The 11,966-nt window shown below is 41.7% G+C and carries 16 protein-coding genes and 1 pseudogene; 12 read left to right on the forward strand and 5 right to left on the reverse strand.

The window, feature by feature from the left end; genetic code table 11:
- The 3 genes and pseudogenes from PVV57_RS02910 to PVV57_RS02920 form a co-directional block, all read left to right on the forward strand.
- Positions 1-611: pseudogene (locus PVV57_RS02910) on the forward strand (DUF4815 domain-containing protein); the annotation flags it as partial.
- A 14-nt stretch (positions 612-625) separates the two neighbouring features.
- Positions 626-1,981, forward strand: a complete 1,356-nt coding sequence (locus PVV57_RS02915) for a Bgr_08870 family protein (RefSeq protein WP_273783409.1) — start codon at positions 626-628, stop codon at positions 1,979-1,981.
- A gap of 221 nt (positions 1,982-2,202) precedes the next feature.
- Positions 2,203-2,511, forward strand: coding sequence for a HigA family addiction module antitoxin (locus tag PVV57_RS02920; RefSeq protein WP_273783410.1), 309 nt, complete (start codon positions 2,203-2,205; stop codon positions 2,509-2,511).
- Positions 2,512-2,520: 9 nt separating this feature from the next.
- On the opposite strand, the gene PVV57_RS02925 is transcribed toward PVV57_RS02920, so the two are convergent.
- The 3 genes from PVV57_RS02925 to PVV57_RS02935 all read right to left on the reverse strand — a co-directional run bounded on the left by PVV57_RS02925 (position 2,521) and on the right by PVV57_RS02935 (position 3,792).
- Positions 2,521-2,907 carry a hypothetical protein gene (locus PVV57_RS02925; protein WP_273783412.1) on the reverse strand — a complete coding sequence of 129 codons (387 nt, stop codon included), beginning with the start codon at positions 2,905-2,907 and terminating at the stop codon, positions 2,521-2,523.
- Positions 2,900-3,151 (reverse strand): type II toxin-antitoxin system prevent-host-death family antitoxin, encoded by a 252-nt coding sequence (locus PVV57_RS02930; RefSeq protein ID WP_273724621.1) that lies wholly within the window; start codon positions 3,149-3,151, stop codon positions 2,900-2,902. Before PVV57_RS02930 ends, PVV57_RS02925 begins: the two co-directional genes overlap by 8 nt.
- Before the next feature lie 122 nt (positions 3,152-3,273).
- Positions 3,274-3,792, reverse strand: coding sequence for a Rha family transcriptional regulator (locus PVV57_RS02935; RefSeq protein ID WP_273783413.1), 519 nt, complete (start codon positions 3,790-3,792; stop codon positions 3,274-3,276).
- Positions 3,793-4,148: 356 nt separating this feature from the next.
- On the opposite strand from PVV57_RS02935, the gene PVV57_RS02940 reads away from it, so the two are divergent.
- The 9 genes from PVV57_RS02940 to PVV57_RS02980 all read left to right on the forward strand — a co-directional run bounded on the left by PVV57_RS02940 (position 4,149) and on the right by PVV57_RS02980 (position 11,306).
- Positions 4,149-5,540: a phage tail sheath subtilisin-like domain-containing protein gene (locus PVV57_RS02940; RefSeq protein ID WP_273783414.1), complete on the forward strand. Its 1,392-nt coding sequence runs from the start codon at positions 4,149-4,151 to the stop codon at positions 5,538-5,540.
- Entirely contained in the window at positions 5,540-6,046 is a 507-nt protein-coding gene (locus PVV57_RS02945) for a phage major tail tube protein (protein ID WP_273783416.1), read from the forward strand. Before PVV57_RS02940 ends, PVV57_RS02945 begins: the two co-directional genes overlap by 1 nt.
- 2 nt (positions 6,047-6,048) lie before the next feature.
- Entirely contained in the window at positions 6,049-6,336 is a 288-nt protein-coding gene (locus PVV57_RS02950; RefSeq protein WP_273783418.1) for a phage tail assembly protein, read from the forward strand.
- 47 nt (positions 6,337-6,383) lie between these two features.
- On the forward strand, positions 6,384-6,446 hold the full coding sequence (locus tag PVV57_RS10490) for a hypothetical protein (RefSeq protein WP_234924827.1): 63 nt from the start codon (positions 6,384-6,386) through the stop codon (positions 6,444-6,446).
- Entirely contained in the window at positions 6,443-8,575 is a 2,133-nt protein-coding gene (locus tag PVV57_RS02960) for a phage tail protein (protein WP_273783420.1), read from the forward strand. The genes PVV57_RS10490 and PVV57_RS02960 overlap by 4 nt, the downstream gene beginning before the upstream one ends.
- A gap of 5 nt (positions 8,576-8,580) precedes the next feature.
- Positions 8,581-8,961: a phage tail protein gene (locus PVV57_RS02965; protein ID WP_006589081.1), complete on the forward strand. Its 381-nt coding sequence runs from the start codon at positions 8,581-8,583 to the stop codon at positions 8,959-8,961.
- Positions 8,958-9,182: a tail protein X gene (locus PVV57_RS02970; protein ID WP_273783422.1), complete on the forward strand. Its 225-nt coding sequence runs from the start codon at positions 8,958-8,960 to the stop codon at positions 9,180-9,182. Before PVV57_RS02965 ends, PVV57_RS02970 begins: the two co-directional genes overlap by 4 nt.
- Positions 9,179-10,474: a contractile injection system protein, VgrG/Pvc8 family gene (locus PVV57_RS02975; protein WP_273783423.1), complete on the forward strand. Its 1,296-nt coding sequence runs from the start codon at positions 9,179-9,181 to the stop codon at positions 10,472-10,474. The genes PVV57_RS02970 and PVV57_RS02975 overlap by 4 nt, the downstream gene beginning before the upstream one ends.
- Before the next feature lie 304 nt (positions 10,475-10,778).
- Positions 10,779-11,306: an antA/AntB antirepressor family protein gene (locus PVV57_RS02980; protein ID WP_273783424.1), complete on the forward strand. Its 528-nt coding sequence runs from the start codon at positions 10,779-10,781 to the stop codon at positions 11,304-11,306.
- Between the two features lie 46 nt (positions 11,307-11,352).
- Here PVV57_RS02980 and PVV57_RS02985 read toward each other — a convergent pair whose 3' ends face one another.
- Both PVV57_RS02985 and PVV57_RS02990 read right to left on the reverse strand, forming a co-directional pair.
- Complete coding sequence (locus PVV57_RS02985) at positions 11,353-11,673, reverse strand: addiction module antidote protein (protein WP_273783426.1); 321 nt, start codon at positions 11,671-11,673, stop codon at positions 11,353-11,355.
- Positions 11,660-11,962, reverse strand: a complete 303-nt coding sequence (locus PVV57_RS02990; RefSeq protein WP_273783482.1) for a type II toxin-antitoxin system RelE/ParE family toxin — start codon at positions 11,960-11,962, stop codon at positions 11,660-11,662. The genes PVV57_RS02985 and PVV57_RS02990 overlap by 14 nt, the downstream gene beginning before the upstream one ends.
- Positions 11,963-11,966: the final 4 nt, after the last annotated feature.

Raw genomic sequence — 11,966 nt, forward strand, 5'->3', positions numbered from 1 at the left:
AGGCTTTAGCCTTTCGAGTGCTAGCCGCACGCTATACACAAACAGAAAAAACCATTGATCTTGGCACATTTGATCTTGTGGACTGCTCTGATTTACAAATACGCGCAGCCATTGAATTGCCTTCAAGCGATTGTTCTGTCATCTTTGAAATTGAAAGAAACAATGGCACGGTTTATCAACTGCTTCCCTTGCAATTACTCAGTCTTACTGAATATATCAGTGAAAAGGTAAAGCTTCGCGCCATTCTCAAAGGCACAGAAAAGCTCTCACCCGTGTTGTTTGCTCCTGTGCAATTGATTGCGGGAAAGATCCATAAGGAAGCCACTTATGTCACCCGTGCTTTTGCCTTTGGGGAAAAGGCAAGGTTAACGAGTTATATCAAAACCTTCTTGCCGGGCGGTGCAACCTTTACACTCGAGATGCAACTGGATGATGGTGCTTTTGTCCCTTTAAAACTTGACGAAACAGAACAACTCGCTGAACCGCTTTGGACAGAACGCAAATTTGTGAGTGGTGACAAAAGCGCCAAACAAGCGCGCTTGAAATTGACCCTTACCGGTGGACCGGCGGCACGCTCCATGGTGAGTGATTTTGGCGCCGGCATATTGTGATGAGAGAATGAGAGATGACCAAAACCAAAAAACTCGACATGGAATTGCCTAAAGAAGGACGCTTTATCAGTTCTGAATTCCCAATCTTGCGGGAAAACTTGACGAAAATTGATCAAGCACTTGCGGATGTTGAGGACAAGGTAGACCAAAAAGCGCCTTCAAAACACACGCATAGCATAAGTGATGTTGCCGATCTTGAAGCAGCCTTGAAGGGCAAGATGGCAGCCGATAAAACCTTCACCTTTGCCGATTTAAGTGATATCGAGGGGGCTAAGGACGCAGCCAACAATTATGTTCTCTATAAATCAAGCAATAATAACTTCACTTTTGGCAGTGCTGTCTCTCTATTAGGCGCACACCAACATAAAACCGAAGATATTGTGGGGCTTGATGATTTTAGAGCTAAGATCAATGAAGATCTCACAAGCTATGGACACCTCACAAGCCCAAATGAATGGCAAAGTTATAATAAATTTACCAGCAAAGTTACCATGAGTGGTGGCTTAGAACTGTTGGGTAATTCGTCGTTGAACCTCATCTATGATGGCAAAGTGGTTACCAATTTAAACACAAACGGAAGCTTGCTTAAAGGACCTTTAAAAGTTGATGGTGATCTTGTTTATACGAAATCAGAAATAGATATTCTCAAGCAGGAAATTAAAAACATCAAAAAAGATTTGATTAATAAACTCATTATTGCCGATGCTGAATTGCTTTATACGCAAGATGGGAAAATTGAATGGCCCGATTGGGTAACAGACCAAACTAGGTTAGAAATCCAAGCATGGGGTGGCGGTGGTAGTGGTGGCGGAGCAGATACGCCAAGATTAGGAGGAGGTGGCGGCGGTGGCGGTTGTTCAGTCTGGTATGGCTATAAAGCCAGTTTAAATGGTCATGAAGATATCACAATTGGTAAGGGTGGAACTTCTGTTGCATCACTCCGTGCAACAGGTAATTCTGGAGGAACAACGACCGTTGGCAAAAATTTTATTACCGCTAAAGGAGGAAATGGTGGAGGGGGGGCTTATTATAATACATCAAGGGGAAATACTTATTACTATTCAGGCATTGGTGGTGCTGGGGGCATTGGAGGAAATTTTGGTTTAGCAACAGACGCACATCTAGGAATTGCCAAAGGCGGAAATGGTTATGCTGGAACGAGTGGAATTACTGGCAAGATAAGCGGTGATGGCGGTGATGCTGGAGGCGATACATCAAGGGGTGGCCCTGGAGGACTAGCACAACATAACTATACTTCAGGAAAAGGAGGTCGTGGTTTTGGTGGTGGCGGTGCTGGAGCTGTTAGAGATTCCTATACAAGTGGCGCTGGTGCTGATGGCGCTGTTCTTATAAGGTTATGGAAAGATTAAATACAAAACCAAAAATAGCGCAAGTCAAATGGATAGCTGTTCTATAAGCGAGCTTGTATAATTTTTAAGTCCTTTAAAGCCCTTTTAAAGGGCTTTTTTGACTGACAGTGTCAGTCTTATGAGAGAGTGCACTTGTTGTTATGGTCTCTTCATTGATTTGGAGAGCAAAATGAAAATAGAATTTAAACTTCGTATTCACTTTATTAAGAAATGATACAGTTATGGATGACATTCCTGCACAAAGAGATAAAAACCGCTGTCCTACTCATCCAGGAGAAGTTTTAGCAGATATTATTCCTGAAACAGGCAAAACAAAGTCAGAAATTGCACAAATGCTCGGTATATCACGCCAACATCTCTATGATATTCTAAATGCAGAAAAACCTATCTCCCCTTCTCTTTCGGCTTGTCTTGGCAAAATGTTTGGGAATGGAGCAGCAATATGGTTACGTATGCAAGCCAATTATGATGCTTGGCATGCAGAGCGTGAAACAGATGTTAGCAAAGTTCCGGTACTTCACACTGTTTAATTGTATCACTCAGTCTCTAGAAACTTTTCTAAGTGGTTTTATTGCTTTAACTTCTTTAATTTTAAGTGCAATTTTACGAACGAAAGCAAGACTAAAGCGCCCTTGTGGTTTTAAATCTTCAAAGTCAAACAAAGATTCGCAAAGAACAACATTAAATTCATCAACACGCACCCAAGACTGCTTTTGTAAACCCACACGCTTACACTCTATCTCAGGTATTTTTAAGCTAAACTGCAAATTAATAGGTTCTTGAGAAGTGATAGGAAACAAAAAGAAATGGCTTTCAGTTTTAACCATAACACAGGAAGGACGCACTTTACGTCCCGAATGTTCACCTTTTTGCGCTTGTTCATGCCACAAATAATAATATCTAACGACATCCCCTGCTTTAAACATGTTCGTCGCCATTTAAAATATCATCTAAACCACGATCTAAGTCGTCTAATATATTTTGCGGTGCATCTGCATAAACAAACGATTGTACACGAGAACGCGCTTTTATTAATTCATGATATAAATCAACAGGAAGCATGATGATTTTTTCACGCCCTCGCTTTGTTAAAGCTACAGGTGTAGACATAGCCTCGTCTAAAATATCGCCTGCCCCGCGGTTTACATCTGTAAAACTATATTTTTTCATATGCACATCCTATCTTTAATGCATAATACGTATTATACGTATAATGTGTATTATGTAAAGATATTTTATGCTGTTAACCACCTCCCCGCCTCAAAGACGAGGAGATAAATCGTGTTTTTAAATTAAGCTACTTTTGCAACAGGGCTTACTAAAACTCGTTTGGCTTCTTCAACAAGCGTTTTGTAATGTTTGCTCTCTTCTGCTAATGTAAAGGCTTTCACAAGATGCATGTGAAGCGGTCCATAAATATAAACAGCCTTTTCAGTAGGTCCCATTTCATCCCAGTTGCTTGGAAAATCAAAGCGTGTATCACGATCATTATCAATTAATTGGTTTTTTAAATCATAGAAAGCTTTGACGAGGGCTTTTTTGAATGCACGCACCGTATCATTGTTACGCATATAGGTCATGAGTAAAGTGGCTTGTGGTTCATTGAGGATAGCAACTTCTCTCTTTTGTCTTCCACCTTTGGTTCCAAAGGGTAGCATTTCAAATGCGACCCTTCCAAATTCTTCAAAGTCTTCAATATTTTGACGTACAAGCTGTATAACTGTTTTATGCGTATTACCTACACCCTCTGCAATTTTTAAAGAGGTTGTGACAGCGATACCATCATTGTCGATTGTTACTAAATTGTTCATGATGAACTCCTTGTTGATTAATGTTTTTGATTGACACTCAATGAAGAATGCCGGGTGCTCAAAAACACGGCAACAAGCCCGTCGTTATGCTTTTCCCTCGAAAGGGTATTTTATGGCATAACCACACCCGACCCAAATATTATACGCGCGTAGCATATAATGAGTCAAAGTCTTTAATGCACAGAAGACTGATTATTTCGGTAACCAATCCGCTTGTTGTTTTAAGGTGTTTTTGAAGCACCTTTGTATGAATCTAACGGTTTTAAAGTTTTTGTCAAGTCGCTCGTCAGAACGGCTTTTACCTCTCATTTTTCACATTCATTTTCATTCACCCCTCATTTAAAGGAGCATAAAGTATGGCAACAGGTTTTCTACACGGTGTTGAAGTTGTCGAAGTTGACGACGGCACCCGTCCCCTTCGCGCGGTACAATCGGCAGTTATCGGGATTGTTGGCACAGCGCCCGATGCTGATGAGCGAGCATTTCCTCTTAACACACCCGTTTTGGTAACGGGTTCACTTTCACAAGCAGCTAAACTGGATAAAACAGGTAAGCGTCAAGGCACCCTACCCAATGCCCTTGATCTCATTTTCAAGCAAGTGGGTGCCATTGTTGTTGTCGTGCGCGTAAAAGAAAGTGACAATGAAAATGCAACACTCACCAATGTGCTTGGTGGTGTGAATGCAAATGGCGCTTATGAAGGCGTCCATGCTTTGATCGGAGCACAATCCATTGTGGGACAAACACCACGCATTCTGATTGCTCCAGGCTTTACGCACAAACGCCCTATCAGTCTTAGCAAGATTGATGTGATAAACCAAGGAAGTGGTTACTCTCAAGCAATCGTTAAAATTGCCGGCGGTGCAGAAGCAGAAGCAATCCTGAAAGATGGAAAAGTGACTTCTGTTGTCATTAAGGACAGTGGCTTTGATTATCAAACCGCCCCAAATGTGACAATTGAAGGAGATGGCACTGGAGCGACAGCCAAAGCCGAAATCAGTACAACCTCTAATCCAGTAGCGGCAGAACTCATTGGCATTGCTGAACGCCTACGCGCTATTGTGGTGCTTGATGCACCAAACACAACAGATGAAGCAGCCCTTAGCACAGCAAAGGATTTTGATTCAAAGCGCGCCATTATCGTTGACCCTTTTGTAAAAGTGAATCATGATGGAAAAATCTTAGAACAGCCAGCAAGTGCAGCAGTTGCAGGTGTCATTGCTAAAACTGATTTTACACACGGGTTTTGGCATTCTCCTTCAAACAAAGTGATCAATGGCATTGTTGGCACTGCGCGTCCCATTGATTTTTCCATTGGGGACAGATCAAGCCGCGCCAACCTTCTTAACGAACAAAACATCACAACCATTATTCGCGAAAATGGTTATCGCCTCTGGGGTAATCGCACCCTTTCAAGTGATACAAAATTTGCTTTCTTATCGGTGGTGCGCACCGCAGATATGATCAATGATGCTATTTTGCGCGGGCATCTATGGGCTGTCGACCGCAATATCAAAAAAACCTACATGAGTGACGTGAGTGAAAGCGTCAATGCCTATTTGCGTGATTTAAAAGCACAAGGCGCCATTCTTGGTGGGCGTTGTACGCCCGATCCAGAGTTGAATACAGCAAGCGCCATTGAAGGCGGCAGAGTCTATTTCAATGTCGAATTCACACCAACAACACCAGCAGAACACATCACATTCCGTTCACGCATTGTGAATGATTATTTAGAGGAGATCTTTTAATGGCTATCCCCGTTTTACCAAGAGTTTTGAAATATTTTAACATTTTTGTTGACGGCATTCCCTATCAAGCAAAATGTGAAAGCGTAACACTACCGAATTTGAACTTGGTCGTTGAAAGCTATCGCGGGGGAGGCATGGACTCCTCCATTGAAGTTGACCTTGGTCTTGAAACTCTCATTCTCACCATGACCATTTCTGATTGCTCTCCAGAGTTGATGGCACTGTTGGGGCGCACTGATGTCGATATTTCATTACGAAGTTCAATGCAAGCGCAAGGCACACCAGCAGAAGGTGTTGTCATTACCATGAGAGGACTATGCAAAGGCTTTGAAATGGCAGAATGGCAACCGGGGAGCAAAGCAACATCCACAGCAACATTCACATTACAGTATTTCAAATATGTCCAAAAAGACGTTGAAATCGTTGAGATAGACGTCCTTAACTTGGTGAGAAAATTCAATGGCGTCAATCAATTAGCAGACCATAGAGTAAATATAGGATTATAAAAATGACAGTCCAAACAAGCATTACACATAAATTACTGATACCCGTTACCTTTGAAGGAAAAGAGCACACCGAAATCACCTTACGGCGCCCAAAAACAAAAGATGTGCAAGCAATCGACAAAAAAGAAGGCATAGAACAAACAATCGCTATGGTTTCGCGCCTTTCTGAATGGCCACATGAGGCTGTTGGTGAACTCGACATCAATGACTTATCAAGCATTGGAGAGATTTTGGAGTCTTTTATCAAGCGGCGGGACACCTCAACTGGGAAACCGCCGCTAAACTCATAGCCGATATCGCCATTGTTTTTCATTGGTCTCTTCCGGACATGATGGAAATGGAACCGCAAGAGTTAATATTCTGGCGAAAACAAGCAGCAGAAAGGTATAAGACAAAATGAGTGAAAAAGTTGCTGATGCAAAGGTGAGATTGTCTCTTGAAGATCAGCTCACTGCACCTCTTAAACATCTTCAAAAAAAATTCGATACATTGTCAAAAACACTCTCCCTGAGATTGAGTATTCCGCGCTTTTCTGCTGCTGTCAAAAACATGACAAAAAGCCTTCATGGTGTTCAAAGTGCTCTTGGAGTGGCGGCAAGCCGTGCTTCAGTCTTTACCGGTATCTTAGGGCTTGCTGGTGGTGGTCTTGTGGCAAGTGTGACCGCCGTTACCATGAAAACCATGCATCTGGGCGATAGTCTTTATCACGCATCACGCCATTTAAATATGAGTGTTGCATCACTTCAATTATGGGGTGATGCAGCCGATAATTCAGGCACTTCCGCCGAACTCTTTCAACAATCCTTAGCAACTTTAAATAGGCGTTCGGCACAAGCCTATGCTGGACAAAAAAGAGGCATGATGGGCTTTGAAGCGCTTGGCATTTCTGTCAAAAACACTTCTGGAAAACTCAAATCCACTTCTGTCTTGTTGGAAGAAATTACCGACAAGATGAGTAAGATGAAAAATCAAGCACAAAGACAGCATATTGCTGCTCTGTTGTTTGGTGGTGATGGTAAAGAAATGGCTACCATGCTTGCACAAGGCATGGCGCCCATAAAAGAGCTCTTTGCAAAGGCGCGAAAAGGAAAATGGCTGATAGGTGCCGATGTCGCACGCTATGCAGCGGACTTAAGTGACAAGATGGGAGCCTTTAAGAAAAAAATAGGCGGTATCGCGAGCTTTATTGGCGCACGTTTCATGCCCGTCATCAATGATATGATTGACGGTTTTTCAAAGTTGATTGATGAAAACCGCGACCTCATTCAAACAACCGTTGCGAGCTGGGCTAAAACCTTAAAAAAAGTCTTTAATGATTTGCTTAATCCTACCTCTGATTTGAGAAAAGGTATCAGTGATCTCACAGAGAGGATTAAAGGATGGTTCCAATGGCTAGAACCTCTAATTGGTGAAATAACCCTCTTTAAGGTAGGACTTGTGGCACTTGGTTCATTCATTTTTGGTCCACTCATTGCCGCATTAGCAGCCGTAGGAGCCGCATTTGTCACGCTTGGTTATACTATGATGACGACGCCCATAGGATGGCTCATTGGTGGTATCGCGGCACTTGTTGTCCTCTATAAATATTGGGATAAACTCAATGGCTGGGTAGCTGCATCTTTAGCCGCGGTTGGAGCAGTTCTTACCGGAGCATTCATTTCGGCAATGGTACCGGCAGCTTCTGCAGTTGCGGGTCTTGCACTATCTCTTGTAGCTTCACTCATTCCAGCAATAACTGCCGTTGGTTCTGCTTTTATATCGCTTGGTATCGCAATCATGACCACTCCTATCGGCTGGATCGCTGGCGGCATAGCAGCCCTTGTTGGAGTTGGATATCTTCTCTACAAAAATTGGGATACGGTAGTAAGCTTCATAAGCAACTTATGGAATTCTTTTGCGAGCTTATGTAGTAACGTTTTCAATAACCTCTTGACGCTCTTTAAAAACTTTTCACCACTTTCTTGGATTTCGAAAAAAATCAATGAACTCATTGAATGGCTGTTTGGTGTCGATTTAATGGAAGTAGGCTCAAATCTTATTAATGGACTTTGGGACGGCATCAAAAGCAAATGGAATGCTCTGTCTGAATGGTTTAGCGGCATGATAAGCAAGTTAACCAGCTGGATGCCTAATTGGATGAAAGAAAAGTTAGGCTTTAATGTCTCAATCAATAAGACTTCAACGGAGACGATTAAAACCTTTACCAATGAAACTAATGCACGTGCAAAAAGAATGCTGGATACAGCAGTGGTTACAAATACCCCGCCTGAAAAACGCAAGAGTGGTTTTAATACAAGTGTCGTTGAAACAGGACAAATGCAGGCAACAAATAAAGTGGGTGCCTTTAAAGCTCCAAAACCCATTACGGTTCATAAACCCGTTGAAGTAGACGCGCGTGTAACCATTACAAATCTCAATATTTCAGTACCAAATGGTCTCAAGGACGAAATCAGAGACGCTGTCAATCAAGCACTTGAACGCTATGCAAAACAGCAACGTTTAGCCATAGCCTCTAGCCTTTCGGATTAAATACCATGATGTTAGCTTTGGGTGGTTTTATCTTTTCCATTGAAACAGCAGCTTATCAAACACTTGATATGTCTTATGGAGTTCCATGGGTAGAGCAAGGGCGATTGGGAAGAAAGGCTGCTCTTCAATTGCCTGCTGTTGCAAATGCGGAATTTTCTTTAGCAGGCGTGATTTATCCAGATTTCAAAGGTGGTCACAGACAACTCGAATATTTGCGACAAATAGCGCATATGGGACCTCATATTCTTGTGACCGGTCAAGGCAAAATCTTAGGTAAGTTTGTCATTCTTTCCGTAGAGGAAAAGCAAAGCGTTTTTCATCATAACGGCACCCCCAAAAAACAAGAATTTACGATAAAATTGAGAGAATATGGTGAAGATCTATGAGTGACCTTTATATGACCAAAGATGGCGATATGGTGGATGCCATTTGCTGGAAATACTATGCCAAAGGTCAACAAGCGCTTGCTGTTGAACGCGTCTATGCAGCGAATTTGGGACTTGCAGACTATGGACCCATTTTAAAAGCAGGTATCACGATACTCTTACCAACCCTCCCCTATCCGAAAGCCACACCAGTAATCAGAATTTGGGGTAGCAAATCATGAAACCTTTTTGCATGGTTTTGGCAAATGGAGAAGACATCACAAAAACGCTCATGGATTATGTTTTATCGATTGAAATTACCGATGAAGCAGAAAACAAAAGTGATCGTATCACTATAGAGCTTGATGACCGCGCCCGTGACAGTGATAACGGCTTTCTTGATATTCCTCTTATCGGGACGGTTATTTCCATAACACTTGGCTATGAAGGCGGAAAAAACCGCGATATGGGAGCCTATCTGATAGACGAAATCTCTGTAAGCAGACCACCGCAAAGCTTAAGTGTTACAGGACGCGCCGCATCAATGAACACGTCTTACAGAACCCCCAAAAGCCAATCCTATCACCAGCAAACCCTTGGCAGTATTGTTCAAGAGATAGCAGAGCGTAATGGCTATACACCAAAGGTTGATCCTTCTCTTGCAAAAATCGTTGTGCGTCACATTGACCAAACGACTGAAAGCGATATGGCTTTTGCCACACGCCTTGCAGAAGAATATGATGCAGTAGCAAAGCCCGTTGATGGCAAACTTGTGCTCGCCAAACGGGGTGAAGGCAAAGCCATCACCGGTGAAACACTCCCTATTGTTGTTATTCATGAGAAACATTGCATCTCTTGGGATTTTAAATACAGCGCACGGGATGAAGCAGGTGCAGCCAATGGCTTAGAAACAGATGTGGGAGACGACCAAAAAGCCGCTGCTGATGCACGAGAACCAGAAGAAATTGATGATGATGAAAACTTTATCCATATGGATGACAGTGACAGAACAGCACCATCATCATCTGAATCGGAAAAGCAAGAAGAAGACCAAGAGAAAAAAGGCGGTGTTCTTGCAACCTATCATGATATCCGCAGTGGTGAAAAAAAAGAAGTTAAAGTTGGTAACCCACCGTTTCATGAACTCAAATATACCTACCATAACCAATCAGAGGCTGTTGCGGCCATTGCTGCTTATCGCAATAAATCATCACGCGGTAAGTCTTCTTTCTCATGTGATATCGGTGGTGATCCGTTTGTGCAAGCAGAAGCAAAGCTTGTTCAAGAGCCCCCTTTCCGCCCCTATATTCCAGCAGAATGGCGCATCAAAAGTGTTAAGCACAAACTTGATAAAACGGGTGGTTACACCACAAAAATAGAGTGCGAACTTTTTGATAAAGCGCAAGAAGATGCGGCTGGAAACGTTGCAAACACAACACCAGACAAAGACGACACCCTTGATCCAAACGCCCCACCAAACGCATGCGACGAAGGAGACGGCGTTATCCATATGGACGAAGAGGATATCAATTAGCAAAAATATCAAAAAATTATAGAAAGTTGCTTGACAATGTAGTGACAATATGAATAATCGAATCAGGTGCCTAAGAAACACCTTAATAGTAAGCGGATTTGGTTACGAAACAAATCTCTTCTCCGCACGTTTAAAGGCTTTGACTCATTGTACGTTACACGCATATAATGATCTTGTCGGGTGTAGTTACGCTATAAAATACCCTTTTGGGAAAAGCATAACGACGGACTTACTACCGTGTTTCTTAGCACCCGGCACTTTTTAAAAGTGTCATTAAGAAACATCTAAATAGTAAGGAATTCTTATGAACACTCTTATAGAAATTAAAGAACAAAATATTGGTCAAGAAACTGTTCAAACAGTTAACGCACGTGAATTACATACGTTTTTAGAAGTCAACTCTAAATTTGCAGATTGGATTGTACGCCGTATTAAAGAATATGGATTTTTGGAAAATCAAGATTATGGTTTTACGTTTCTCAAAAATGAGAAACGTAAAAATGTTATAAGTAAAGAATATCATCTCACCTTAGATATGGCGAAAGAGCTCTCGATGGTTGAGCGCAATGAGAAGGGACGTCAAGCTCGTCGTTACTTTATTGAATGTGAAAAGAAACTAAAAAGTCAATTTGTTGATTATGATGATATACGTTTTGCTTTCCCAAAAGATTGGGATAAAATGTCTCCAACTAAAAAGGCTGTTTACATTTATGGACCTCTCCACATGCATCTTGTCAAAGCCTTTACGTTGGTAGAAGAAAGCAAGCATTACAAAGCCATAATCAAAGAAGCAAAACAAGTCTTAGAAAGATCTGTAGTGAAAGCCGCTTAAGTAAAAAATATGCCTCCCCTCCCCGTTCTCAAAAATGGGGAGGTGGTCAAGATGCTTCTTCTAAAGCCGCTTGTTCCTTACAATTATTTTGGATAGGCGTTAAGCTAATCTGCAAATTTAAAGCACTCAAAACACTGAGAAAAGTAGAAAGCCGTGGGTCGCCTTTATCACTTAAAGAACGATAAAGAGACTCTCTTGATAGCCCTGTATTTTGGGCGATTTTACTCATTCCTTGGTTTTTTGCTATTATACCAAGAGCATGGGCAAGATACTTGCTATCTTTGCTTTCAAGAGCATCTTCTAAAAGAATCCTTTGTGTCTCAGGTGTCTTGAAATATTCACTTGTGTCAAATTTAGTAATTTCCATGTTTCATTTCCTTTACTAATTGGAGAGCTTTTTCGATATCTTTTTGTTGTGTAGATTTATCACCCGCATTTAATAACAAAATGATTTGTTTACCTTGTTTTACAAAATAGATTCTATAGCCAGGACCATGATGTATTTTTAACTCTCCAATTCCACGGAAAAATTTTACATTTCCAAGAAATCCCGTTTCTATTCTTGCTATCCGTTTAACAATATGCGCTTGCGCAATCTCATCTTTTAAAGAATCTAGCCATTTTATAAAATGCTTTGTTTTGTATACTGTAAACATTTGT

This window comes from Bartonella sp. AU15XJBT (assembly GCF_028618615.1).
GTDB lineage: Bacteria > Pseudomonadota > Alphaproteobacteria > Rhizobiales > Rhizobiaceae > Bartonella.

Coding starts and splice junctions, on each gene's coding strand:
- PVV57_RS02990 (WP_273783482.1), bottom strand. CDS start 11,962: ATGTTTACAGTATACAAAACAAAGCATTTTATAAAATGGCTAGATTCT.
- PVV57_RS02925 (WP_273783412.1), bottom strand. CDS start 2,907: ATGTTTAAAGCAGGGGATGTCGTTAGATATTATTATTTGTGGCATGAA.
- PVV57_RS02965 (WP_006589081.1), top strand. CDS start 8,581: ATGATGTTAGCTTTGGGTGGTTTTATCTTTTCCATTGAAACAGCAGCT.
- PVV57_RS02960 (WP_273783420.1), top strand. CDS start 6,443: ATGAGTGAAAAAGTTGCTGATGCAAAGGTGAGATTGTCTCTTGAAGAT.
- PVV57_RS02940 (WP_273783414.1), top strand. CDS start 4,149: ATGGCAACAGGTTTTCTACACGGTGTTGAAGTTGTCGAAGTTGACGAC.
- PVV57_RS02950 (WP_273783418.1), top strand. CDS start 6,049: ATGACAGTCCAAACAAGCATTACACATAAATTACTGATACCCGTTACC.
- PVV57_RS02945 (WP_273783416.1), top strand. CDS start 5,540: ATGGCTATCCCCGTTTTACCAAGAGTTTTGAAATATTTTAACATTTTT.
- PVV57_RS02915 (WP_273783409.1), top strand. CDS start 626: ATGACCAAAACCAAAAAACTCGACATGGAATTGCCTAAAGAAGGACGC.
- PVV57_RS02920 (WP_273783410.1), top strand. CDS start 2,203: ATGGATGACATTCCTGCACAAAGAGATAAAAACCGCTGTCCTACTCAT.
- PVV57_RS02985 (WP_273783426.1), bottom strand. CDS start 11,673: ATGGAAATTACTAAATTTGACACAAGTGAATATTTCAAGACACCTGAG.
- PVV57_RS02975 (WP_273783423.1), top strand. CDS start 9,179: ATGAAACCTTTTTGCATGGTTTTGGCAAATGGAGAAGACATCACAAAA.
- PVV57_RS02970 (WP_273783422.1), top strand. CDS start 8,958: ATGAGTGACCTTTATATGACCAAAGATGGCGATATGGTGGATGCCATT.
- PVV57_RS02980 (WP_273783424.1), top strand. CDS start 10,779: ATGAACACTCTTATAGAAATTAAAGAACAAAATATTGGTCAAGAAACT.
- PVV57_RS02935 (WP_273783413.1), bottom strand. CDS start 3,792: ATGAACAATTTAGTAACAATCGACAATGATGGTATCGCTGTCACAACC.
- PVV57_RS02930 (WP_273724621.1), bottom strand. CDS start 3,151: ATGAAAAAATATAGTTTTACAGATGTAAACCGCGGGGCAGGCGATATT.